The organism is Pseudoalteromonas sp. MB47, assembly GCF_011319765.1.
In the GTDB taxonomy this organism is placed as follows: Bacteria; Pseudomonadota; Gammaproteobacteria; order Enterobacterales; family Alteromonadaceae; genus Pseudoalteromonas; species Pseudoalteromonas simplex.
The window spans coordinates 1-25,536 of record NZ_VFBD01000026.1 but is presented as its reverse complement, the minus strand read 5'-3'; the positions used below and the strand labels follow the sequence as shown (position 1 = coordinate 25,536).

Genomic DNA, 25,536 nt, shown 5'->3' with positions numbered 1-25,536 from the left:
TAATGCTAAAAGCACTGTTAATTTTCATCATAGCATTGGCTATTTTTGCTGCGGGCTTTATGGCTGGGATATACAGTTTGCCAATTTTAACTGAGCAACCAGCCCCTGAAATCAAGACTCTTGAACAACATCAAACGAGAGCTCTGTTTAGTGCAGAGTTTAAACCTGATCTTAAAGGCTCAGATCGCCTTCATTATGGTGATGGTATGGTGTATCTAACGAATGATGCTATTTCTATGCAAGGCACGTTATCACCAGGGCCTGACTATCAACTTTATCTGTCGCGAAACTTTATTGATAACGAAGCCGATTTTTTAGCACAAAAAGGCACCATGCAGCGTGTTGCAGGGGTGCGTTCGTTCAACGGCTTTAAATTAGTTGTGCCACAAGGTATTGATGTCAGCGATTACAATACCGTGATTATTTGGTGTGAAAGTTTTGAGGAATTTATAACTGCAGCACAGTATCAGTAGCTGGATGAATAAAAACAAAGCCGCCTTTGGAGAGGGCGGCTTTAAAGCGGCAGCTATGGGTGTGAGCTGCCTAATCAAGAGTCGCTAATTAAGCTGCATCTTCGGTGTTTTGAATCTCATCGCTGTGGCGAATTAAGTAATCAAATGCACCTAAACTTGCCGTTGCACCACTGCCCATGGCAATAATGATTTGCTTAAACGGCGTTGTTGTTGCATCACCTGCCGCGTAAACACCCGGTAATGATGTTGCACCTTTGCTGTCTATTTCGATTTCGCCAAAGCGAGTCAGTGCTAATTCTGAATCTTTTAACCATTCAGTGTTTGGCACCAAGCCGATTTGCACAAAGATACCTGCAAGCTCAAGTGATTTTTCATCGCCAGAGATGCGGTCAATATAGCTTAAGCCTGTTACTCGTTTACCATCACCAACAACTTCTGTTGTTTGCGCGTTTTTGATAATCGTAATGTTGTTTAAGCTATTTGCTTTGCGAATAAGTACTTCGTCAGCACGTAAGGTATCAGCAAATTCGAGCACAGTGACATGCTCTACAATGTTTGCAAGGTCGATTGCCGCTTCAATACCTGAGTTACCACCACCGATAACCGCAACCGCTTTACCTTTAAATAACGGGCCATCGCAGTGAGGGCAGTAAGCAACGCCATGACCGCGATACTCTTTTTCACCGGGTACATTCATTTCACGCCAGCGTGCACCAGTTGCTAATACCACTGACTTAGCATTTAGCACCGCGCCATTTTCTAGCGTGATTTGGTAATTACCTTGTTTAGTAAGCGATGCCGCACGTTGGTTTTGCATCACATCTACGTCGTATTCTTTTACGTGCTCTTCAAGTTGAGCAACTAATTTAGGACCTTCGGTCGCTTTTACTGAGATAAAGTTTTCAATTGCTAACGTGTCTGAAACCTGACCACCAAAACGCTCTGCCACAACACCGGTATTTAAGCCTTTACGCGCCGAATAAATTGCCGCAGAAGCCCCTGCCGGACCACCACCAACAACAAGTACATCGAATAACTCTTTATCGTTCAGTGCTTCGGCTTGGCGTGCAGCCGCTTTGGTATCTACTTTATTTAGAATGTCGGTCAGGTTAACAGCGCCTTGGCTGAATAACTCTCCATTTAAGTACACAGCTGGTACTGCTAACACATTACGCTCGTTCACTTCGTCTTGGAACAAGGCGCCATCAATCATAGTCGCCGTAATATTTTCATTGTGTGCCGCCATCAAGTTAAGTGCTTGCACTACTTGCGGACATGTTTGACAACTTAATGAAATATACACTTCAAAGTTAAGCGGCCCAGGTAATGATTTAATTTGTTCAATTTCAGTCTCTGATGCCTTGCTTGGATGACCACCTGTGTGGAGTAATGCAAGGATCAAGCTTGTGAATTCGTGGCCCATAGGCACACCCGCAAATGTGATTTGCGTATTGTTAATAGGTGAAGATACCACCATAGACGGACGACGTACGGCTTGGTTAGGGTTATCTCGCACCGAGAATTTGTCGCTTAACGATGCTAAATCGTTCGCTAAGTTTTTAAGTTCTGTTGATTTATTGCTGTCATCCAAGGCGATAAGCAGCTCAACAGGGCTGGTAATAGAAGCAAAGTGGCTTGTTAATTGGTTTTTGATATTCGTATCTAACATGGCTTAGCCCTTGAGTTCAGAATAAATAATCTAGAAAAATTTTAGGGATAACTGCCCATCACCCGCTAATGTGCTTAATGTGAGTTGTGATGGGCAATTAAGGTTGCATTGAGATAGCAAAGCAAAGCTTTGCTATCGTTTAGTGCTGTGACAAATTAGATTTTGCCAACTAGGTCTAGTGAAGGAGCAAGTGTCTCTTCACCTGGCTGCCATGATGCAGGACATACTTCACCGTCGTGGTTAGCAATGTACTGTGCAGCTTGTACTTTACGTACTAACTCTTTCGCGCTACGGCCGATACCTAAGTCGTGAGTTTCGATTACTTTGATTTCGCCTTCAGGGTTCATTACGAATGTACCGCGAAGAGCAAGACCTTCGTCTTCAATCATCACACCGAAGTTACGAGTAATACGACCTGTAGGGTCACCAATCATTGGGAATTTGATTTTACCAATTGTGTCAGACGTATCGTGCCATGCTTTGTGAGTGAAGTGCGTGTCAGTTGATACTGAGTAAACCTCAACACCCATTTCTTGAAGCTGCTCGTAGTAATCAGCAACATCACCAAGCTCTGTAGGACATACGAAAGTAAAGTCAGCTGGGTAGAAGAAGAAGATTGACCACTTACCTAGCACGTCTTTTTCTGTTAGTTCTACAAAGTCACCGTTGTGGTAAGCTGTTGCATTGAATGGTTGTAGTTTTGTGTTAATTAATGAAGTGCTCATAATATTCCTCATTGATGTATTTAAAAAGTTTAATTAACGCAGCCTTGCGTCTGCTTGATTAATACAATAGAGGCCTGAGCGATTAAAATAAAATTGATTGTTTAGATTAAATTGATTTGTTTTTTAGATTAAAAGGTTGGAAATAGCAAAAACTACAAAGCCCTCAATCACTTATGCAATCAAGGGCCTTCACTTCAGGGAATAAAATTATTTACTAAAACCGTATAAACTCTTTGGTTTTATGTAGTTAGGCTCAATTCCTTGCTCTTTTGCAGCTGCTAACATCACTTGTTCAATCCAACCTGCATCCATAATGTTCATATAGTTGCCATCTGGGTCAAAGTTAATATTAGCTCCCATTACTATCATAAAGGTATCGGTCACTTCAGTGTTGTCTGCTGGGACTTGAAATTGATGAATCGAACCACCTGGTTCAAACAAATAGCTACCCGCTACTTGTAAATCGTCTGGGTATTCTGTGTAGTGCCAGCTGCCCGCCATGGTATATAAATGCACAACACCAGTGTGAAAGTGCTTTGGCAAAACTGTACCCGGTTCAAATAAAACGCGTAAAACCCATACCCCATTCTCAGAATCCAGCATGAGTGGATAAATGTGCACGCCTGGTAAAGCGTTTTTAATTAGCTTTTCATCATTGGTATGAATAGTGAGTAAAAAATCTTGATGATTAATAATATCTGGTAATGCCATGTGTGTGCCCTCTTTAATGCGTGTTAGTAAATCAGCGTATTGTTGACGTTAATACATTGTTAAACTTTAATGACCTGTATTACTTTACTTTGCACGCAATTTTTTTTACTTTTTACGCCAGAGCACAAAAAAGAGCATACTATGCCCCGATTAACACAAGCACCTGATCTAATTAGAGTATCTGCTCTACATGGCTATATTGAGCTGATCGAAAGCAAATTGGTGAACCCTAATTTACTTTTATCACACGTTGGTTTAGACAGAAAACAACTACAAGATGCCAATAGCTTTGTGCAGTATCAGCAACTCATTCAACTGTTAGAGACCACGGCGAAAGAACTAAACCTGCCCTATTTTGGGTTAGAATTAGGGCGTTGGCAAAGCTTGAACATTTTGGGCTCTGTTGGTTATTTGGTGGGTAATTGCGACACCCTTGAATCGGCACTTAAAAATTTAACTAAGTATTATCACATTCATCAAAATAGCGCTGATTTACTCCTTGAAGTAGACCAAAACTATGTAAAACTATCATTTTTAGTTCGTAGTAGCTTAAAAGTGAGTGTCTATCATGGCGCTGATCTAGCCCTGAGTGTTGGGGTTAATTTATTAAAGAAACTAACCGATGATCAAATAAAACTGCACCGTTTGGAACTTCCCCATAGTTGTAATGAAAATCCGAGTGTTTATCGCCAAGCATTAGGTCAAGTTCCTGTGTTTAATTGTGCACACACAGCAGTCGTGTTTGAAAAAAAATACCTTAAACTCGCTATTAAGAACTCAGATAAGCAGTTGTTTTCTATACTCAGCCAACAGCTTGGGCTGATTCAAAACACCAAACGTGAAAATATCTCAGATCATGTTGAAGTGATGATTAAGCAGTACTTACTACACGAGGAGTTTGGGGTAAACCTTGTAGCCGAAAAGTTATCGATGAGTACCCGTAGCTTACAGCGCCACTTAACAAAGCATGGCACAACGTTTCGTGAATTAGTCGATGACGTACGCTGTCATTTGGCACATCAATATTTAATTGAATCTAGCCTCACTTTATCAAACATATCAGATATCTTGAGCTTTTCTAATTACAGCGAATTTACTCGATCTTTTAAACGTTGGTATGGTATTCCACCTAGAGATTACCGCAAGTTTCATTCCCATTAATGGCGTAAAAAGTCAAAAACAAGTCGTTTAAAGCTAAGTTTCATGTTAACAAATTGTATATATTCATTAGTCAAACAAGCTAAGGAATAACCATGAACACACATGATAACCTCACGCAATTAATTGAGCATAGTTGTAAGACTTATGCTGACTTTTCTGCCTACACAAGTGTGGGAAGAACATTCACTTTTTCTCAAGTAGAACAACAATCTCGCTATTTAGCCCAGTGGTTTCAACAGCAAAGTGGTCTTGTTGCAGGAGACAGAATTGCTATTCAACTACCTAATATTGTTGATTACCCTATCGTAACTTATGCAGCATTTCGTGCAGGATTAATCGTAGTCAATACCAACCCGCTTTATACTGCCCGTGAAATGCTACACCAGTTTAATGATGCAGATGTGAAAGCCATTGTTATTCTTGATGCCCTTAGCGAAAAATTAGCAACAATTATTAATGATACATCCATTAAAACCGTTATTGTTGCAGCCGCTTTAGCTGAGCCAGCATTACAAGAGAGTCAATTTTCGTTAAACGAACTCATTCGCCAAGGTGAAAGACTTGCCCCTCTTGACGCTCATCAAGCAAGTCGTGACGATATTGCTGTTTTACAATACACCGGCGGTACCACAGGAGTTGCCAAAGCAGCGATGCTTAGTCATGGCAACATCTTAGCCAATGCCGAGCAAATGAATGAGCGCTTTGAGAACATTTTAACGCCTGGTCAAGAAACCGGTATTTGCCCGCTTCCGCTTTATCATATATACGCCTTTACGGTGAACATGGTTAGCTTATTTGCCATGGGGCAATTTAATGTACTTATTCCAAACCCTCGTGATTTAGATGCCTTAGTTAAGCAAATCGAACCTTTTGATATTAATTACTTTTCAGGGATTAACACCTTGTTTATTGGTCTGTGTATGCACCCAAGGTTTAAAGCACTTAATTTTTCAAACCTAAAAATGACCGTGTCAGGGGGCGCAGCTTTAACACATGCTGCAGCTGATGCGTGGATGAGCACCACAGGATGTACAATCACAGAAGGCTATGGCTTATCAGAAACCTCGCCAGTTGTGACATTAAACGATTTTCAAAATGAAGAAATTGGCAGCATTGGCCGCCCACTATCAAACACCACCGTGGAAATTTGGGATGAAAACGACGAGCCCGTTGCAGACGGTGAGTCTGGCGAGATAGTTGTTAAAGGCCCGCAAGTAATGATGGGCTACTGGCAACGCCAAGATGAAACCGATAAATGCATGAAACGTGGTTTTTTCAAAACCGGTGATGTGGGTCTGAAGCTACCAAGTGGTAATTACAAAATTGTAGACCGATTAAAAGACATGATTATTGTCTCTGGTTTTAACGTGTACCCTAACGAAGTTGAAAACATACTTTGTCAGCATCCGGCTATCTGCGAAGCGGCTGTTATTGGTGCAAAAGATGAAAAAACCGGTGAGCGTGTGTGTGCCTACATTACTTTAAAAGAGCAGGTTGATGAACAACAAGTGAGTGACTACTGCCGCGAAAACTTAAGTGCTTATAAGGTGCCTAAATCAATCATTTTTATGGAACAATTGCCTAAATCGACGGTTGGCAAAATTCTACGTCGAGAGTTACGTCAGCAATAAAGCGATCGTTTTAGCCGCCTAACTGGTATAAAATAACTACGAGTTATTTTATACCAGTTAGGTAGTTTAAAGGTCATTATGGAAAAGTTTATTAATCACATTCAACTTGGTTACTTAGGTTTACTGCCTTTTTTAGGCTGTGTAGGCTGGCCGCTTATAGCAGGTAGTAATGCTGTTAACTTAGACTTTTTCACTTTTTATAGCATCGCCATTTTAGCCTTTATGGCTGGTAATTTATGGCATGCAGGCCAGCAAACGCATGCTGATGCCATCAAAGCAATTATTCCTATCTTACCGATTGGTTTTTTAAGCTTTTTACCGTCAAGCTGGATACTGGCTTGGCTTGCTGCGAGCTTTTGGCTCGTGCTGTTGTTTGAGAAAAGCACACCGCAGTGGCAAACCTATCACGTTGATTATCAAAAAATGCGATTCGTTTTAACCTCGGTTGTGTTTGTATGCCACATATTTGTAATTGGCATGAGTATCTATCCTGAGTAGCCCTTTTCTTGCGTTTGCGGTAACATCCGCGGCTCAGTTTTTTAAGGACTTGCTATGATAGATCAACTGCGCGCTAAACTAGATCACTTAGGTGAAAATTACGTAGAAAAAAACGCTCACTTTAAAATAAAAGTGATCCCATTTTTTTGTGCAATTCACATCAAAAAAGATCATAAAAACCAAGGCAATTTAAAGCTATACTCAAATCAGCTGATTGAAATATTTTTAGCAATCATGTTTTTATTATTCGGCTTAATGCTTTTTGATACAGATGCAGGCTTTACCCATGGCCCTATTCATATCGTTATTGCTGTTTTAATTAGTTTCAATCTAATTTTTAAGCAAATAGCCATAGAAGGCCTTAAAACTCGCTTAGCCCTTTGCCCTAAAATTTCAGTTGAAATAGCGCCAGAACAAGGCAAATAACCCCATGTATTTAGACCCTAGTTGGCGCATATTAACGGTAGGCGATGGTGATTTATCATTTTCACACTCTGTTGCTCGTTATATAAAACCAGCCAAGCTTGTTGCTACAACTTATGATGATGCAAACACCATAGAACAAAAATATGCCGACAATGCACTTAGCGCCTTGCAACAACTTAATATTGAAACACTCACTGAGTTTGATGTAACAAGGCCAGACTCATGGCAGCGCTTAGATGGCGCTTGTTTCGATGTGGTTATTTTTCAATTTCCACTGATACCTGCATTTAAAGGTGAAGCCGCATTTAAAGCACACACCCAACAAGGGGGTATGAATGTATTAAACCGTGCTTTGTTGCATCGCTACCTAGACTACGCTAGCCAGTTTGCATTAGATAAAAACGGCCCGATGTTATGTTACATCACCTCTAAAGATGTAAAACCTTACCGCGAATGGAATATTGAGGGCAGCTTAAATCAAGGGCTTAATTGCCAATACCTTGGCCAAATGCCATTCGATATTAGCGTGTTTCCGGGCTATAAAATTCGCAATGTTGATCGCGATAAACACGTTAAAGATACTAGCGGCATTACCTATGTATTTAGCGAAAAAACTAACAATGAAATTACCCCTAAGCTTAGTTTTCCTGCTTATTTAGGTGAAAAATACTGTGCATTATGCCGCGTTGGCCCTTATATGGCCCAAGAAGATGAAGACAAACATTTGTTAAGCAAAAAACATAAACAAATGGAAAAATTTGAACAGAATTGGCAAGCATGGCTTGTACAAAACAGCGAGGAGTAACCATGAACTTTGTGATTGTAGGTACCAATTTTATAAGCGATACACTACTGAGTGCAGCTAAAGAAATTGAACATTTCTCCTTATATGGTGTGTGCTCTCGAGAGCAGCAAACAGGCGAGGCTTTCCTTATAAAGCACGATGCTCAAAACGCTAAAGTGTTTACCAATATTGAGCAAGTATGCGAAGACCCATTAGTCGATGCCGTCTACATTGCTGCACCAAATAGCTTACATAAAGACTATGCTGTAATGTGTTTAAAAGCTGGTAAACATGTTTTAGGTGAAAAGCCTTCGGCTGCTAATAGCAAAGAGCTTGAGGCCATCGTTCAGGCGGCCAAAACGCATCAACGCTTATACATGGAAGCGATGATGACTACCCATTTACCAAACTTTGCACGCTTAAAAAGTGCCATGGCAAAGATAGGCACGCCACGCAAATATATTGGCCAATATAGTCAGTACTCATCGCGTTACGATAAATATAAAAACGGCGAACGCCCAAATACCTTCTTGCCAGAATTTGCTAACGGTGCATTAGTCGATTTAGGTATTTATCCGCTGTATATTTTACTCGCATTATGGGGCGCGCCTCAGAGTGTAAAAGCCAGTGGTGTGTTGCTTGAAACTGGTGTTGATGGCGCTGGCGATGTGCTTTTAAATTACGCTGATAAGCAAGCGGTGATCAGCTATTCGAAAATCTCGCAAGGCGATAATTTTACTGAAATTCAAGGTGAGAAAGGCCGAATACGTATTGAAGCGGTGTCATTATTAAAGCGCATGCAATTTATTGGTAACGATGGCACGGTTGAAGAACTGTCTGAGCCATTTGATGATCACTTTATGCGCCATGAGGTCAGCCACTTTATTCAAGCTGCGAATGCAGGACAAATTGAGTCATCTGTTAATACTCATACACTGTCAAAACAAGTTATGGCTGTACTTGATGAAGCACGAAATCAGCTTGGCGTTGTGTATCCAGCAGACCAATAAATGCATTACTCAAGGGTGGTTGACTCTGCCCTTTTCATTTTCAACATAAGCTTAAATGACCACCTCTAAATAACTTACCCGTAATTTTTATTGAATCAAAAATTTTGTACTATGGTTAATAGTACTTACTTTCAATATGAAGGGTAATACTTTGACTATACGCTTTTTACTCAGAACCGTTTTCGCAGCAACCATTACCCTTGCAGCCGGACTTCTCTTCATTATTTTATTTTTACAATCAGGCCAAGATGAGAGTATGGAGTCGGCTCAACAGCGTTATGAGCTAAGCCATCTTGCTCAGTTTTCATCTTCAAATTCGATTCGCCTTACTGAGCTTGCTCGTCAACATGTCGTAACCTTAGATCCTCGCTATGAAGTTGAATACCATCATCTTGTTGACCAAATTCAAGGAAAAGCAGCTTGGCTCAATGGTCAGAAAAAAAACTATGTGCAGCGCTTAAAAGCCTTTAATGTCGCTACCGATGATTTGGCTTTATTACAAAAATCCAACGACTTATCACTCAAACTGGTCGAAACAGAAGAAAAAGCATTTAGCTTAGTCAGTGATTTACTAGGTCGAGATACTAACAACTTAACCGTCAGCGAGCATAAAAGATGGGTGCAAGCTATTACGCTTTTAACCAACGATGCTTACATGGCCGAAGTTGAGAAAATTCAGCAGCCTGTAAAGGCCTTTTTAAATTCAATTGAGGAAAAAAGTGCAGCAGAGGTAAAAAATAATCATGACCGTGTGGTAACTTTAAGCCTAGTTAGCACCGCTTTAGTTCTAACCATCATTGCTACCTTGATAGTGTGTTATTGGCAATTAGAGAAAAAAGTGATTAAAGCAACTCTCGCTTTAATTAATGAGGCCAAGCGTATCTCGGAAGGAGATCTCTCTCGCTATATTGACCATGAAGCTGATGATGAAATAGGCCAACTTGCGGTCAGCTTCAACATTATGGTTGATAAGCTCTCCCAGCTTCTAAAAGAAATACATAATCAATCAGAGCAAGCACAAGTGGCGGCGAAAAGTTTAGATGAAATATCACAGCAAGCTAAAACACTCAATGATATTCAAAGCCAAGCTATTGAGGTAATTTCAAGCTCAGTCTATGAAAACTCAACGGCCGTAAAAGAGGTTTCTCAAAACTGTGCAGAAGCGGCAAGCAGTGCCACCGCTGCTAATCAAAAAACCAAAGAAGGCCTACAGGTTGTCCAACAAGGGGTAAGCTCTGTTGAGTCAGTGGCCGACACCTTAACCAAATCGCTAACAGATCTTAATCAGCTGGAAGCCTCAGTAAATGAAGTCACTGCTATTTTAAGTGTAATAAGTAACATTGCCGAACAAACTAATTTACTAGCACTGAATGCTGCAATCGAAGCCGCAAGAGCGGGTGAACAAGGCAGAGGGTTTGCAGTGGTTGCTGATGAAGTAAGAACATTGGCTAGCCGCACACAGAGCTCAACCCTTGAGATCCAAGATAAAATTGACTCATTACAATCTGCAACCAATGCAGTAACGCAAAGGATCCGTTCAAGCGATGCGCAAATTAAAGAGGCGGTGCTCAATTCAGAAAAAGTAGGCCATATGCTTGATGAAATTAGCCTTCAAGCAAAAGCGATTTCTGATGCCAATATGACCATAGCTTCTGCATCTGAGCAGCAATCTCAAGTGACCGAAGAAATAGCCCAGCGTTTAAACGAAGTCCAAGATACAAGTCGTCAGTCGCAGCAACAAACACAAAGTATTTCAGATTCTTCAAGCAAATTGGCTAACTTAGCAAATAACTTAAACGGGCAGATTAACCGCTTTAAATTGGGCTAGTCGCTGGTTCTGCTCAGCGACTAGCGATTAGTTTATTTAAAATCGGTAAGTAACAGATGCACCGATTGTTTGTGGGTTTACAACTGCAACATAGCCTTGTGGGTAACGGCCACTAGCAGGCTCTTTTGCAGTATACGCCTCTTCATCTAAGGCGTTGTTGATGAAAGCACTGATCAGCCACTGTTCGGTATCGTAGCTCATCGATAAACGCGTAATGGTGTAATCACCTGCAACGCGCTCTTCAGTGTTCGTTAAATCGCCATAAAACTCATCAACATAATTAGCACTTAAATTGACTTTTAAACTATCAGTAAACCAGTGAGATACACCCAAACTCGCGGTTAACTCCGGCGCAGAATTTAGTTCATTGCCAACGGCTTCTGGGAACGCAATTGATTCATCTATTTTAGTTTTCAATAAACCAAAACCTCCATGTAATTGCCACTGTTCGCCCAGCATGCTGTAAGCTTCAACTTCTAAACCATAGCTATGGGCATCTTCAATATTAGTGATTTTACGCTCAGAGCTTAGCGCTTGATAACCGTTGAAGTTGTTGTAAAACACGTTGGCACTAATATTAATATCGCCATTATTTAAAACGCTGCGTGAGCCAATTTCATAGGTATTAACCGTTTCTTCATCGTAGTAGTAATAATCTTCTGCGGTAAAATCAAGGGCACCGCCCCCTGCATTGTAACCACGACGAGCACTAGCAAATAAAGTCGTTTCGTCGCTAATGTCATATTGAATCGCGAGCTTTGGTAAACGCAGTGTGTGAGAGTTATCAAGTTGTTCAACCAGCATATCACCACGAAATGCCATATTAAAATTACGTAATTGTTCTTCACGCTCAATGCGCAGACCCGCTGTTAATGTGAAATCGCGACTTAAGTTAAAGCTTGTTTCACCATATATTGCCGTCGATTTACTACTATCGTCACCGTAATAGTTGGTTGCACCTACACTTTCAAAGTCTTGGTCGCGATCAAAATAGGCAAGACCCACAAAACCAGAGTAAAAATCATTGCTTAAACCAAAGTTCAATTTGGTATCGACAGTGATGTTACTCTCATCCATTGATACATCAGATTCTGCGCTTTCAAGTGGCTCATATGCTTCAAAGCCCCATTTGTAATCCATATAAGCAACTAAAACATCTAGCGAAAAATCATCGTTAATTTTGTAATCAACATTCACTTGCATGGTGTCAGATTCAGTATCCATAATACGTTGATATAGTGGCTCATAATCAAATAGCTCATCCGCTAAAAAGTACTTACGACCCGAGTTACCCTCTTCACTATAAGTTGAATATGTTAGCTGTACTGATAAATCTTGGCTTGGTGTGTAAAGTAATTTAGCGCGTGTGCTACTGGTATTTAACTTGTTTAACTCACGATCAGTTGGGTTTGTTTCGTATACCGGCGGATTTGAAAATGTTTCGCCATCAACGTACTGAGTTGATAAACGAAATGCTAATACATCTTCAACTAACGCTCCTGATACTACTGCGGCAGTGTCTAGGTAGCTATCTTGGTTGCGATAACCGACGCGCACAGCGCCTTCAAAATCTTGAGTTGGCGCTTTAGTTGTCATGTAGACAGCACCCGCAATACTATTACGACCATTGCTGGTTGATTGCGGCCCTCGGTAAACCTCAATTTGTTCTACATCCCACAGACCCGTATCACCAGTTAAATCAGCTACAAACGGCTGGCTTACACCATCAATCAAGGTTGAGACACGAGCCTTTGAACCACCACTAAATGAGTTAAAGCCCGTTGCGCCACCATTACCAGACACACCTCGCATATCTGGCACCGAGCCCGTTAACACAACAACGTTCGCCATTTCTGACAACGCTTCAGATATCGATGCAAGTTGGCCGTTTTCTAATAGCGACTTATCAACAACTGCCACTGACGACATCGTCTCTTTAAGTGACTTCTCAGTTTTTTCACCTGTAACAACAATGGTATCCATTGATTTTCGACTGTTTTGATCGTCGTCGGCCCACGCTGAGCCTTGCGTAACAAGTAATGATGCAAGCATAACTTTGGTGAGTGAATTAAGTTTAAATGCTGTAGCCAATGTCCTTTCCCCGTAAGAGATTATTAGAATTAAACAAATTGCGTTTGATAAAAAACGCTAGGAAATTAACACAAGCTCAATGTTATTGCAATTGAGTTTAGTTATCATTTACAATAAGATTTAATGTTTACTACAACTATAATCTCATGCTCATTTTTACTGTTACTTTGCTTATCTTTTTCGCTGTCAGTATTTTATATTGCACCAGAAAACAGCAGCGATTCTTAAAAAAACCAATTAAAAAACAATGGCGATTACTTTCAATTGCGTTAACTATTTGCGCATCAATACTTGCCCTTCAACAATTCTCAGTCACAGCGGCCGTGTTCTACATCATCTTTAGTGTGATGCTAATTTTGATGCTGCTCCCTTTTGCGAGCCTGCTGCGAAGAAAAGGATAACTCATGACAAGTTCAGCTAAACGCCAACCAACTTGGTTAGGGAAAACGCTAGCAGGTGCAATTTTAGGGTTAGCACTTTCATTTATTTTCGTTGCTTTTTTTGCTTGGTATGGCCCTGGAGGCATTGATGCTCGCGATAAAGTGCAATTTAACATGTGGATGATCACGCCGGTTTGGCTAACCATTTTTAGTTTTAGTTATTTGTTCAACTCAGCAAAACAAGCTTGGCTTGTACTTGGTGGGTTAACTGTGCTGCTTTATGGCGTATTTTTTATGCTAAGGAACGCATTATGAAAGTCAGATCGGATATTCTTCGCACCTATCAAGGAGTACACACATGGACAGGCATCATTGCAGGTTTAGTGCTATTCATAGGTTTTTATGCTGGCAGCTTGACCATGTTCAAACACGAAATCCAGCAATGGGCTGCCCCCATTCAAGCTCCTAAAGTCACCAGCTCTAATTATGACTACCAAACGCTGGTAGATACGGCAATTAATGAGCAAGGCGAACAACTTGCTAAAGGCTTTAACCTTGATTTACATACCCAAGATGCACCTCTTTCGTGGTATATCAAAGGCAATGCCCGAGGCATGGAGCTTGATAAACAACTGAACTTCGCCCACCTAAATGCTGATGGCAGTTTAAACGTCAGCGTACAAACCGAAAATGAACTTGCTGATTTAGTTGATTATTTACACCGTACAGCAGGCTTTATAGGCGAAATTGGTCATGATCAATCAGGGGTGTATATTCTTGGTATTGCCTGTATTTTGTATTTTTTAGCTTTGGTCTCAGGAGTGATTATTTTACTGCCGACATTAGTTAAAACTTTTTTTGCACTGCGAAAAGAAAAAGGGCCTAGTCGATTTTGGCTTGATAGCCATAACCTTGTCGGTATAGCCAGTCTACCATTTCATTTAGTCATTGCTTTTACCGTGGTGGTATTTGCATTTCATGATTTTATTTATGGTGGTTTAGCACAATTTTATGATGGTAAGCCGCTATTTCAGCGCCCTACGCCTGCGGCGCAAAGTTTTCATATTGAAAACTTGCCACGCATTGATGAGCAAGTACTCGCAGCGAAAAACTATGCCCCCGGCTATGAGCCAATCCATATTCGCTATAGTAATTTAAATTCAGCATCACCTTCTGCGGTGTTTATGATGAGTAACAATAATGCGGTAGTACGCGGCCCAGATACTGATTATTTATTTATGAACCCGTACACACTAGAAGTGGTTAACTCAAGCTACCCGCAAGGCGAAGATGCAGTGTGGGGTAACATGGTTGCCAGTATTTTCTCACTCCATTTTGGCACTTATGGAGGAGACTGGGGTCGTTGGGGTTACTTCATTATGGGATTACTTGGCGCCTTCTTATTCTATTCAGGTAATCTACTGTGGATAGACAAACGCTTCAAAAAAGATCCTAATAAACGCAGTACCTTGTTTATGGCAAAACTCACCATTGGCGTTTGTTTAGGGTCTATGATTGCCGTTGCTTTTACACTCGTCGCTGCCAAATGGCTACCTGCATTTGTTAGCAACACAAACTACGCTACCCTATTCAGTTACTATGCAGCCTTTTTTGTTTTTGTAATATATAGCTTCTTAAAACCTGTGCAAAAGGCAACCACGGTTGGGTTTTATTTACTCGCAAGTCTGTGTGCATTAATGGTGTTATCTACGCTAGTAAAACTTGCCAGCGACACCAATTCACTATTTTACTCAAGCTATTTAGTTGATATTGTCGCTGCTATTTTTGCGGCTACTTTCTTTAAAGTGGCAAAATGCCAGCAGCAAAAACAGGCCACGCAAACCATCATGCCGACCTTTGAACAAGCAGGACAAAGTTAAGCACTCTCTTTATGGGTATCAAAGCAATTTGATACCCATAATTTTGCTTTATCGAAAATCTGTGTCCGTTTAACGAAAAACATTTCTTCTCCCTCAAAACATCAGTAGAATCGCCGCAAACTTGAACTATTAACTTTCATAAGGACAGTGATGCAGCGCACCATTCCACCGTTTTTTATTGCTGTTATTTGCGTGCTTCTTGCAATGGTTACCATTCAATCTGGTGCCTCTGTTGCAAAGCAATTATTCCCTTTAATAGGCCCTGAAGGTACCACAGCACTTCGATTAGGTTTTTCAGCTGCTATTTTGTGCCTGGTTTTTAAGCCTTGGCGAGCTTTTCCGCCGATAGGGCAACGCATGCCGATCATCGTTTATGGACTGAGTTTAGGTGGCATGAATATCCTGTTCTATTACGCGATTGAGCGCATTCCTTTAGGCATTGGTGTTGCTCTGGAGTTTACTGGCCCCCTTGCTGTTGCCCTACTTTCATCTCGTAAAAAGCGCGATCTGTTTTGGGTAGCCTGCGCCATTGTTGGCATTATTTTATTGCTACCTGACATGAAAGGCGAAGACAGCCTCGATCCTGTGGGCGTGATCTTAGCCCTTGCAGCAGGTGCATGTTGGGCGTTTTATATATTGTTTGGCAAAAAAACTGGAAACCAAGGCTCTGGCGGGATGACTGTAGCCATGGGGATGAGCGTCGCCGCGATTGTGCTTGTACCTTACGGCGCCGTTTCGCAAGGCGCTGCATTATTGAGTTGGGAAGTATTACCACTTGGTATTTTAGTGGCTATTATGTCTAGTGCACTACCCTATACGTTAGAAATGGTGGCACTTCGCAATATGCCCGCACAAGGCTTTAGCATCATGATGAGTTTAGAGCCTGCGATCGCAGCATTGGCTGGTTTTATAATTCTCTCTGAATTTTTAAGTGTATGGCAATGGCTGGCCATTTTATTAGTGATTACCGCTTCGGTTGGCAGTTCGATGTCAACCCAACAAAACGACAAATAAACTCTCCACCTATCTTTATTTAAAGGCGCATAATGCGCCTTTTTCATTTTATTTAATCCACAAGTTTAAATTTAACTTACAAGCCATTTAAAATTGTTAATAATGAAACTTATTTGTATAATGCAAACCATTATCATTACTATGCAAATAACGGAACTAGAATGCTTATCGTAAGAAAAACAAAGATAGCTGCAGCCATAGCGAGCTTTTTAACCCTATCATTATGTGCGCAAACAGCTTTAGCTGATGACGCTGACATTGAAAAAATTGTTGTAAAAGGGCAAAAAATAGACCGAACCTTACAAGAAACACCAGCAAGTGTTGCCGTGATAACGGGTCAAACAGTAGAGCGTGAAAACTTAAATGATTTTTACGATGTATTAGCGCGAACACCTAATACATCAGGCACCGATGGTGCTGGGTTTAATATTCGTGGAATCGATGCATTTAATGTCACTGGCGGCGGCTCTGGTGGGCTAGCAAGTGTCTATATTGATGGTGCCCCTGTCCCTTATCGAATGATGCAACAAGGCGGCTTCTCAACATGGGATATTAGCCAAGTTGAGATATTACGAGGTCCGCAATCAACTTTGCAAGGGCGTAATTCTTTAGCAGGCGCAGTGGTAATGAAAACTCGTGATGCTATGCATGAATTTGATTTTAAAGGTCGCTTAGGGGTTGGCGAGTATGGTACACAAGAGGCCGCTGTTGCTTTTGGTGGCAGCTTAATTGAAGACGAGTTAGCATTTCGTGTTAGCGGTGAAAAACGTGACTTTGATGGCTACAATACTAATGTTGCAACAGGCAAAGAATCTGACTTTGATAACAACGAATTTTATCGTGCGAAGCTGCGTTATACCCCCTCTGCATTACCTGAATTTGAAGCACAATTTAGTTTTATGCACAGCGAAAATGACAAAGGTATCGACTGGGTTATGGTTGAAAGTGGTCATCAAGACTACCCTATTAATGATATCTACAAAGACAGGTACGTATACTTAGATTCGCCGACTTATGAATGGACAGATACTGACTTATACATTTTAAACCTTGATTACGATCTTAATGATCAATGGTCATTTGCATCTATCACTACTTACTCTGACGCTGCCTATGGTTATGAGTGGGATGGTGATGCGAGTATGAATCCACCAAAATCGACTCTAACAGATGTAAGAAAAGACGAAACAAAAACACAAGAGCTACGATTTACTTATGATGGCGATAAACTTTCTGGTTTGATTGGCTTCTATTATTCAGATCTTGATGTTTTTGATAGTAGTGGTGGTGAGCGAGGCATTACATTTGCAGATTTAGGTGTGCGTTCATTATTAACTGCACCGGCTGAATTCGGTGGTCTAGGTTTACCTGCAGCATTAGCTGATCAAGTACTGCAATTTTATGCCGCAGCAGATCCTGTTTTTATTGGCCAAAACTCTGATTACATTCAAAAAGTAAAAACTAAAGCATTGTTTGCTGATTTTACTTATGAAGTTAACGACAACTGGGATATATTTGCCGGACTTCGTTACGACAAAGAAGAGCAAGCCAACGGTACAATTGCAGACATTTATATCACAGAGCAAACTCAAGCTGTACTGCCAAACCCAGAAGACTTCGCAACCAACCCTATGCTTGCCCAATTGGTAGCCGGTATTAACCAGCAGCTTTTTGCAATGGCAGATGGCGCATCAGGGGATGAGCCTGTAGAGGATGCTGACTTTGACTCATGGCTACCAAAGTTAGGGGCAACATACCGCTTCAATCAAGATATTTCTACAAGCTTCACAGTACAAAAAGGCTATCGCTCAGGCGGTGTCGGCACCAATGTAGCAAAAGCGACACCATTTACTTTTGATCCTGAGTATACATGGAATTATGAACTTGCATTTCGCTCAGTCTGGTTAGATGAAAAGTTAGTAGTCAACGCCAATATTTTCTACCTTGATTGGACCGACCAACAAATTGCGGTTTATCTATCAGGTAATCAATACGATAGAGAAACTCGCAATGTCGGTAAATCACACGTTCAAGGCTTTGAAACAGAAATTAGTTATGAACTTACAAATAACCTTAACTTTTATTGTGGGTTAGGTTATTCAAAAACCAAAATTGATGAGTTTGTTACTGACGTCAATGGCTCAGACGAAGATTACCAAGGCCGTCCTTTCGCTGGGGCACCAGAGTGGACTGCACTTGTTGGCTTAGATTACTTTAACGAACAAGGTTTCGTTGCAAATATCAATGCAAGCTATACAGGAAGCTCACAACGTTTGTCTATTCCCAAAGAAACAAGTGACAGCATTTTTATTGATCCACGAAATGAAGCCTACTGGTTAGTAAATACGCGAGTTGGTTATCAATGGGATAATTATGGCGTTTATGCACTAATCGAGAATCTACTTGATGAACAATACGTTGCACTTGAACCAGCTGGTTTTAACAATCAAACATTAAGCTCACCAAGAACCGCGAGTATTCGTTTCGAAGTAAGCTTTTAATAAAATGCGGCGGCTAAGGCCGCCTTTTTGAGGGGCATAAAAATGACTAAAAACCAAACCTTCTCTGCAACTAAGCGGCGCCATTTTATGGCTTGTTTACTTGCCTTGCTGACTGCGATTGTAATGATCCCAGGAATGACAACATACCTTCCATTTGCGATTGAAGAACAAATACTTATTCCAATAATGTTGTTTCCTTTAATTTGGACAGCCTTGTTTATCTATGCCTATATGGCTGAAAAAGCGTGGCACCCTTTTGCATTGATGTTATTTATTTTGATAAGTCATGGTGGTCTGAGCTACTTAGCATTGACTGGGGGGCAGTCATGAAATCAATCAGCTTGAAAAAACTTTTCTTAATGCATAGCTGGGTCGGTATAGTGACTGCCATCTTGCTGTTTATTGTTTGCTTCACTGGTGCGTTAGCAGTGTTAAGCCGCCCAGAACTAAAGATTTGGGCGAATCCAGAGCTACATCAACTCAGTACACTTCCAAGCGAAAAAATCACTGATATAATAAATACATACCATAAAACTGTACCGAAAGAGTTTGGCGAAAATATTCATGTGTATTTACCAACGGGGCACAATACACATTTACTAACCGTATTGTTTGAATCACACCATGGAGATGAAAACTACAGCGAAGCGGCTGCTTATGCTTATCAGTTTGATCCGCGTAATTATCAATTAGTGAATGAATACTATGGGGCAACGAGTTACTTTTACGAACACAGAAAAACAGATGCCCCATCATTTATCGGGCATTTTCATGCAGACCTACATTTAGGTAGACCTATAGGCTTAATTTTAACCGGATTCTTAGGGTTAACGTTGCTTGTTTCTACAGTGACGGGTTTATTTATACATCGACAATTCTTTAAAGAGCTATTCACATTTAGGCGCAAAAAACCGCTTGATGTCATTATTAACGATGGCCATAAAATTATGGGGATTTGGGGCAGCTTATTCCATGCAGTCATTGGTTTTACAGGTGCTTTTTTAGGGCTTGCTACCGTTATTTTGCTACCCGCAGCGGCATTTGTTAGCTTTGGCGGCGATCAAGAGAAATTGATTGAAAAGTTCACCGCCATTCCAGAACCCATTATCAGCGAACAATTTCAAGCCACAGATATAAATGCTATTTTGCTAGATGCACAAGTACGCTACCCAAAAGCAAAGATAATTGATCTCACTATAATGGCGCATAATGATGCAAATGCAGAAGTCTACATGCGACTAATTGGTGGTGAGCAAGTGGCTTCACAATTGTTGAAATACCATGGCTCTGGTGAATTTGTAAAATCAATGAGCAGTTTTGGCGATATACCAGGGGCATCAATCAAAGTACTAGAGTTATTGTTTCCGCTTCATTTTGGTAATTTTGCAGGCTTGTTTGTTAAATTAGTTTGGGTATTGCTAGGGCTGAGCACTGCGTTGTTACCGCTCTCAGGTATGATGATGTGGCTTGCCAAACGCAGTCGGGGCAATAACCCCACACTCAGTAAACAAGCGTATCAGCGCTGGAACAGAGTTATTATTGGTACTTGCGGTGGCCTTGTATTAGCGTGTGCTATTTTATTCCCTGCTCAAATACTATTAAATAACCTGGTCGATAGTACCTTGCATAACAAGGTATTTGCTCCATTATTCTTTTATAGCTGGTTAATATGGTCTTTATTGGCTCTATTACCGTTGAACTATCAGCGCTTTTTACAAATAACGCTTATTGTCATTGGTGTAGCATGTTCGGCCATCTTACCTCTTAATCTAATACTTTCATCTAGTCACGCTTTTAGCGCAGCTAACCTGTTAGTGAGTGTCGTTGATATGAGCTTTTTTGTAATCGGCGTTACCGTGTTATATGGCGCTTTTTGTAAAGTGAATATTCAAGATATCTCTAAAACGAAAAAGTTAGAACAGGAGTTAACAGTATGAACTTACTTCTCCTTATTGCCGCAATAATATTACTTTTAGGTAGTAATTTACTGCTTAGAAGCACAATAAGAACCTATAACCTCTTATCACCGTGTTTACTAATTATTGCAACAATATTACTAACACTCATTTATGGTGTAGTTGCAGGTGTTTTCATCGCCATTGCAAGCTTCCTCCTGACAGGCCTATTAACTGCACTATGCCTTGGAAAGGCACAGTAAGTTTTAGTGAAGGCTGCGTAATAGCAGCCCTCACCCACCTTCCTAAAAAACGCAAAAATACCGCAAATAAATAATGATAATAGTTATCACTTGTGATACATTTTGCAAAGTTATTGTATTACAAATAAAACTATTATTTTAATTCGTATCGTAAGCAAAATGCCGTATTGAATACCAATTAAAATAATAAAAATCATAACCCCTTGGAGATCATAATGAAGTTCACTCAGTTGCCTGTAGCCGCAGCCATCGCTTATACACTTTACCCTCAAATCAGCTATGCAGAGCAAATAACTGAAACAGAAGCCAATGTCGAAAAAATCGAAATTGTTGGCATACGTCAGAACCGTATTAGTGAAGGCGCGACAGGTTTAGCACTCGAAATTGATGAAACGCCGCAATCAATTAGTGTGATCTCTGCTGAGCAATTAAAAAATTACTCTGCTTTTAACGTCAATGATGCTTTACGCTTAGCACCTGGTATCAATGTTGAAGAATGGGAAACTAACCGTACTAACTATACATCACGTGGTTTTGAAATTAAGAATACACAAATCGATGGGGTTGGCTTACCGAATGACTGGGGTATTGTCACTGGCGCAATGGAAGCGTACGGCTATGAAAAAATTGAAGTTATTCGTGGTGCTAATGGCTTACTTACTGGTGTAGGTAATGCTTCGGGTACGCTTAACTATGTGCGCAAACGCCCTAAAAACGAAAACGGCGGCGAAATCGGTGTCTCTGTTGGCTCTTGGGATTTTAAACGTTTACAAGCTGACTATTCACTATTATTAACCGAATCAGGTAGTTGGGCTGCACGCTTTGTGGCTGCCGCAGAAGATAAAGAGTCATATCTCGATGGACTTGAGAACAACCGCGAGTTTTTCTCTGCGGTAGTAGATGGTCAGCTTACAGATAACTCAACGGTTACTATTGGTTATTCATATCAAGATGCAGACACCGATGGCAATACTTGGGGCGGCCTTGTTTATAACTACACAGATGGCACACAAGCTAAATGGGATGTCAGCGACACAACCACCCAAGAATGGACAATGTGGGACACCATTAACACCTCTGCATTTGTTGAATACAACTATGTTTTTGCAAACGCGTGGCAACTCCAAGCGAGCTACAACTTCCGTGGCTTTGAAGAGCAAGACAAACTGTTTTATGCCAGCGGCAGCATTGATAAAGACACAAACCTTGGCCTAAGTGGTTGGCCGGGTCGTTACGACAGCGAAGTAGATGCTGATTTATTTGAAATCAAAGCATTTGGTGCCTTTGAATTGTTTGGTAAAGAGCACCAAGCAAGCTTTGGTGTAAGCCATGCAAAAAGTGATGATGTGATGTATCAACACCCGTTTGATTTTGACAATACACCGGCTTATGGACCAACGCCTGCGTTTCCGTACGATTTAGATGCGATTCCAGAACCGGATTGGTTAACACCGGTTCTTTATTCAGATATTGAACAAAAGCTAACCCGTTACTTTGGCTCTGCTCAGTTAAATGTTACTGATAAATTATTTACCGTGGTTGGTTTTAACGCTATTGAATTTGAACGCTCAGGCATGAATGCCGGTGCATCTATCGATAATGACGAAAGCGAAACAAGCCCATATATCGGCTTTACCTATAAGTTAAACGATGATTTAAACTTATATGCTAGTTACTCAGACATTTATCAGCCGCAAGAGCAAGCTGATTACAACGGCCAATACTTAGCACCTACCAAAGGCACTAACTTTGAAACCGGTGTTAAGGCTTCTTGGTTTGATGATGCTCTAATGACAACATTTGCCTATTTTACTGCTGAGCAAGATAACTTTGCGCAATATGCGGGCCTCACTGAAGATGGTATTTATTACTATGAAGGCGTGTCTATTGAGTCAGAAGGCTATGAATTTGAAGTCACAGGTAAAATCACCGACGCTATGAATATCGTCGCATCTTATACGCATATTGATGTTACAGATGAAAATGGTGATGACACGAATAAATGGGCACCTCGCGATGTTGTCGGTGTAACAGTGGATTATGCACTAACAGATGCAGTGGTGGTTGGTTTAAATGGCCGTTGGCAATCTAAAATCGAAAGTACTGATTACAATGTTAAGCAAGGTAGTTACGCGCTGCTAAACGCCTTCGCGCGTTGGAATATTAATGACCAAGTAGCAATACAAGCTAACGTTAATAATATTACTGATGAGCAGTACATCAATAGCTTGCAAACTGTAGGTTATTATGGCGCACCAACAAACGGTAGCCTCACCCTGACTTATAAGTTTTAAACCTTATTTAGAACAGTGTCGTCTTCGTAGGCGACACTTATCTATCTGTCAGTCAAACTATAGTTGTTAAAGCTATCAATACACGGGACTAACTCCACAAGATTATGCTTTTGATTATAGTTGTGCAGAAAGCCTATTACTTCACAGCCACTTGCTTGTGCTGCAATTACTCCAGACCTAGAATCTTCAAAAATAATGGCTTGTTTACTGGTTATAGCTAATTTTTTTAATGCGAGTTGATACGCTTCTGGGTGAGGCTTTAAATTTGTCACTTGTTCATTAGTAATTATCACATCAAAAACATCCTCTAAATTTATTAATGATAAAACAGTATCGACCATCCACTGCGACGCTGAGGTTACTAAGGCACATTTTTTTTCATTTTTCTTAACATCGTTTAAGAGCTTTTTAGCTCCATTATTTAATTTTAGCTCTGCTCTCAATAACGTTTTGTAGTTTTTTTCAAAGCACGGGTTGAAGCTTTCTGGTACTTTGCTAATTTTTGCGTGGCTAAAAATATATTCAAGTACAGCTTGCCAACTTTGCCCCATTACTTCTTTATATATTTCAGCTTTGATTTTTACGTTAAATTCTAAGCATGTCATTGCTAAAGCTTTTGCTTTAAGCGGCTCAGAATTAACCAATGTGCCATCCATATCAAAAAGATACCCTTCATAGTTTTGCATTGATTGCTCCGGTTTTATTATTGCCAATTACTAAAATTTAGAATCAGTTTGTGTATTGAAAAGTCCACTACCTATCAGCACTTTCAGTTATTTATAAAAGCAAATTGACAAGATTAGCTTAGGTATGTAATTTACCAATTATAATTATTGTTTTACCAGAAAACTTACCAATTAATAAGCGTTCTTCGCATTAGTTATCTAAGACTCAAAATCGTTTTTATAGTTATGACTAATTTGAAGATCGGGAGAGATATAATGAAAAGACGGAGACGTTTTTGGACCGTTGTTGATAAATTAGAGTCTCAGATAGATCGTGGGATCTACCCTGTAGGGAGTCGCTTACCTGCAGAACGCGAATTAGCCGACACTCATCAAGTAAGCCGACCAACAATACGTGAAGCAATTATCGCGTTAGAAGTTCGTGGCCGTGTAGAAGTTAAAACTGGCTCTGGTGTATTTGTTACCGATAACTGCAAAGTAGAGACTGTAGATCAACCAATCAGTGCATTTGAGCTAACCCAAGCTCGTGCTTTGGTTGAAGCTGAAGCAGCAGCATTAGCAGCTGCGACAATTCAAGAACCAGAACTTGCTGCGCTAAAGCAAAGTTTAGAAGATATGAAAGTGCCCGATATGGAAATTGAAGCTGATCAGCGTTTTCATGAAATTATTGCTAAATCGACTCGAAATAATGCCATTGTGATGTCTATTCAGAACTTATGGAAATTAAGGCGTTCTGAGCCGCAAATAATCGCTGCCTATGAAGATGTTTGTTCGCAAAGTGATGAGCAACGCCTTCAAGAGCACACAAGTATTTACGAGGCAATTGCGAATAAGGATTCATCTGCGGCTCGTAAAGCAATGCACAACCACTTTAATCGTTTAATTAACTCACTATTTGCGGCAAGTGAAAAGAAAGCACTTGAAGAGATCAGAAGAAAAACGAATGAGACTCGTGGTTTGTATTCGATCTCACATTTAACTCAATAAAGATAAGCAGAACTTTAAGGCGGATTCTTTAGAAGTTTCAAGCACCCCTAATTAAATATAAAAAAAGCAAGCTACTCAGCTCAATGCCGATCAGTTAAGCAATTGACATTTGGCATAATAGGATCAAAATCCGATGATCACAGGTCATCGGATTTTTTTATGCCCCTTAATCATAGCTTCGCCAATATTTCATCATTTATCGATTCTAATATTCACAGCTTGTCGGAAATACTGGATGAGTCTTTAATACAACAAGCACTTGCAGAGTCTGGGGTCGCAACACTCAGGAAGCGCAGGCTACCTCTTGAGCTAATGGTCTGGAGTGTGATTGGCAGCGCATTGTTTCGAGATATGCCTATGACTCAGGTCATTAATCGTCTTGATATTGTATTACCAAGTAAGAAACCTTTTGTAGCTCCTAGTGCGATTGTTCAAGCAAGACAGCGTTTAGGCTCGGAATCTATTCGTCATATCTTTAATATGACTCAATCCCGTTGGCATCAAGACACACCACATCCAAACTGGTGTGGATTAACCTTACTTGGCGTTGATGGCGTGGTGTGGCGTGCAGAAGACACGCCAGCTAACAATGATGCATTTGGTAAGTTGCACAATGACAAACGCGAATC

Annotated in this window: 22 protein-coding genes; 17 read left to right on the top strand and 5 right to left on the bottom strand. The window is 40.6% G+C overall.

The window, feature by feature from the left end:
* The first annotated feature begins 2 nt into the window (after window positions 1-2).
* Window positions 3-473, top strand: coding sequence for a DM13 domain-containing protein (locus IMPJCBKJ_RS14050; RefSeq protein WP_138599406.1), 471 nt, complete (start codon window positions 3-5; stop codon window positions 471-473).
* A gap of 88 nt (window positions 474-561) precedes the next feature.
* Here the strand turns inward: IMPJCBKJ_RS14050 and ahpF are convergent, their stop codons facing one another.
* From ahpF to IMPJCBKJ_RS14035, 3 genes are all read right to left on the bottom strand, one after another.
* Window positions 562-2,142, bottom strand: coding sequence for an alkyl hydroperoxide reductase subunit F (gene ahpF, locus IMPJCBKJ_RS14045; protein WP_166340742.1), 1,581 nt, complete (start codon window positions 2,140-2,142; stop codon window positions 562-564).
* Window positions 2,143-2,297: 155 nt separating this feature from the next.
* Window positions 2,298-2,867, bottom strand: coding sequence for an alkyl hydroperoxide reductase subunit C (gene ahpC / locus IMPJCBKJ_RS14040; RefSeq protein WP_054553958.1), 570 nt, complete (start codon window positions 2,865-2,867; stop codon window positions 2,298-2,300).
* 207 nt (window positions 2,868-3,074) lie between these two features.
* On the bottom strand, window positions 3,075-3,578 hold the full coding sequence (locus IMPJCBKJ_RS14035; protein ID WP_054553959.1) for a 2,4'-dihydroxyacetophenone dioxygenase family protein: 504 nt from the start codon (window positions 3,576-3,578) through the stop codon (window positions 3,075-3,077).
* Between the two features lie 141 nt (window positions 3,579-3,719).
* Here IMPJCBKJ_RS14035 and IMPJCBKJ_RS14030 point away from each other — a divergent pair, with 141 nt between their 5' ends.
* The 7 genes from IMPJCBKJ_RS14030 to IMPJCBKJ_RS14000 all read left to right on the top strand — a co-directional run bounded on the left by IMPJCBKJ_RS14030 (window position 3,720) and on the right by IMPJCBKJ_RS14000 (window position 10,916).
* The gene (locus tag IMPJCBKJ_RS14030; protein WP_166340741.1) at window positions 3,720-4,739 is read left to right on the top strand and encodes an AraC family transcriptional regulator; all 1,020 of its coding nucleotides are present in this window, start codon (window positions 3,720-3,722) and stop codon (window positions 4,737-4,739) included.
* Window positions 4,740-4,831: 92 nt separating this feature from the next.
* The gene (locus IMPJCBKJ_RS14025; RefSeq protein WP_166340740.1) at window positions 4,832-6,370 is read left to right on the top strand and encodes a long-chain fatty acid--CoA ligase; all 1,539 of its coding nucleotides are present in this window, start codon (window positions 4,832-4,834) and stop codon (window positions 6,368-6,370) included.
* A 78-nt stretch (window positions 6,371-6,448) separates the two neighbouring features.
* Entirely contained in the window at window positions 6,449-6,868 is a 420-nt protein-coding gene (locus tag IMPJCBKJ_RS14020) for a DUF3429 domain-containing protein (protein WP_138618328.1), read from the top strand.
* A 54-nt stretch (window positions 6,869-6,922) separates the two neighbouring features.
* Complete coding sequence (locus IMPJCBKJ_RS14015; protein WP_166340739.1) at window positions 6,923-7,294, top strand: hypothetical protein; 372 nt, start codon at window positions 6,923-6,925, stop codon at window positions 7,292-7,294.
* A gap of 4 nt (window positions 7,295-7,298) precedes the next feature.
* On the top strand, window positions 7,299-8,099 hold the full coding sequence (locus IMPJCBKJ_RS14010) for a class I SAM-dependent methyltransferase (RefSeq protein WP_166340738.1): 801 nt from the start codon (window positions 7,299-7,301) through the stop codon (window positions 8,097-8,099).
* 2 nt (window positions 8,100-8,101) lie between these two features.
* Entirely contained in the window at window positions 8,102-9,088 is a 987-nt protein-coding gene (locus IMPJCBKJ_RS14005) for a Gfo/Idh/MocA family oxidoreductase (protein ID WP_054553965.1), read from the top strand.
* Window positions 9,089-9,239: 151 nt separating this feature from the next.
* Window positions 9,240-10,916, top strand: coding sequence for a methyl-accepting chemotaxis protein (locus tag IMPJCBKJ_RS14000; RefSeq protein WP_166340737.1), 1,677 nt, complete (start codon window positions 9,240-9,242; stop codon window positions 10,914-10,916).
* Between the two features lie 36 nt (window positions 10,917-10,952).
* Here the strand turns inward: IMPJCBKJ_RS14000 and IMPJCBKJ_RS13995 are convergent, their stop codons facing one another.
* Complete coding sequence (locus IMPJCBKJ_RS13995) at window positions 10,953-12,968, bottom strand: TonB-dependent receptor (protein WP_166341028.1); 2,016 nt, start codon at window positions 12,966-12,968, stop codon at window positions 10,953-10,955.
* Between the two features lie 443 nt (window positions 12,969-13,411).
* Between IMPJCBKJ_RS13995 and IMPJCBKJ_RS13990 the strand changes: the two genes are divergently transcribed.
* The 7 genes from IMPJCBKJ_RS13990 (at window position 13,412) to IMPJCBKJ_RS13960 (ending at window position 23,234) form a co-directional block, all read left to right on the top strand.
* The gene (locus IMPJCBKJ_RS13990) at window positions 13,412-13,702 is read left to right on the top strand and encodes a hypothetical protein (RefSeq protein WP_054553967.1); all 291 of its coding nucleotides are present in this window, start codon (window positions 13,412-13,414) and stop codon (window positions 13,700-13,702) included.
* Window positions 13,699-15,267 carry a PepSY-associated TM helix domain-containing protein gene (locus IMPJCBKJ_RS13985; RefSeq protein WP_166340736.1) on the top strand — a complete coding sequence of 523 codons (1,569 nt, stop codon included), beginning with the start codon at window positions 13,699-13,701 and terminating at the stop codon, window positions 15,265-15,267. The genes IMPJCBKJ_RS13990 and IMPJCBKJ_RS13985 overlap by 4 nt, the downstream gene beginning before the upstream one ends.
* A gap of 150 nt (window positions 15,268-15,417) precedes the next feature.
* Window positions 15,418-16,281 (top strand): DMT family transporter, encoded by an 864-nt coding sequence (locus tag IMPJCBKJ_RS13980; RefSeq protein ID WP_166340735.1) that lies wholly within the window; start codon window positions 15,418-15,420, stop codon window positions 16,279-16,281.
* Between the two features lie 161 nt (window positions 16,282-16,442).
* Window positions 16,443-18,782: a TonB-dependent receptor gene (locus IMPJCBKJ_RS13975; protein WP_166340734.1), complete on the top strand. Its 2,340-nt coding sequence runs from the start codon at window positions 16,443-16,445 to the stop codon at window positions 18,780-18,782.
* A gap of 42 nt (window positions 18,783-18,824) precedes the next feature.
* Entirely contained in the window at window positions 18,825-19,112 is a 288-nt protein-coding gene (locus IMPJCBKJ_RS13970; protein WP_166340733.1) for a hypothetical protein, read from the top strand.
* Entirely contained in the window at window positions 19,109-20,719 is a 1,611-nt protein-coding gene (locus IMPJCBKJ_RS13965; protein WP_166340732.1) for a PepSY-associated TM helix domain-containing protein, read from the top strand. The genes IMPJCBKJ_RS13970 and IMPJCBKJ_RS13965 overlap by 4 nt, the downstream gene beginning before the upstream one ends.
* Window positions 20,720-21,155: 436 nt before the next feature.
* Complete coding sequence (locus IMPJCBKJ_RS13960; RefSeq protein ID WP_166340731.1) at window positions 21,156-23,234, top strand: TonB-dependent siderophore receptor; 2,079 nt, start codon at window positions 21,156-21,158, stop codon at window positions 23,232-23,234.
* 41 nt (window positions 23,235-23,275) lie between these two features.
* On the opposite strand, the gene IMPJCBKJ_RS13955 is transcribed toward IMPJCBKJ_RS13960, so the two are convergent.
* Window positions 23,276-23,920: an HAD family phosphatase gene (locus IMPJCBKJ_RS13955; protein ID WP_166340730.1), complete on the bottom strand. Its 645-nt coding sequence runs from the start codon at window positions 23,918-23,920 to the stop codon at window positions 23,276-23,278.
* 255 nt (window positions 23,921-24,175) lie between these two features.
* Between IMPJCBKJ_RS13955 and IMPJCBKJ_RS13950 the strand changes: the two genes are divergently transcribed.
* Complete coding sequence (locus IMPJCBKJ_RS13950; protein WP_166340729.1) at window positions 24,176-24,907, top strand: FCD domain-containing protein; 732 nt, start codon at window positions 24,176-24,178, stop codon at window positions 24,905-24,907.
* A gap of 159 nt (window positions 24,908-25,066) precedes the next feature.
* Window positions 25,067-25,536, top strand: a 470-nt coding sequence (locus IMPJCBKJ_RS13945) for a transposase domain-containing protein (RefSeq protein ID WP_206004252.1), incomplete at its 3' end; no start/stop codon positions are given.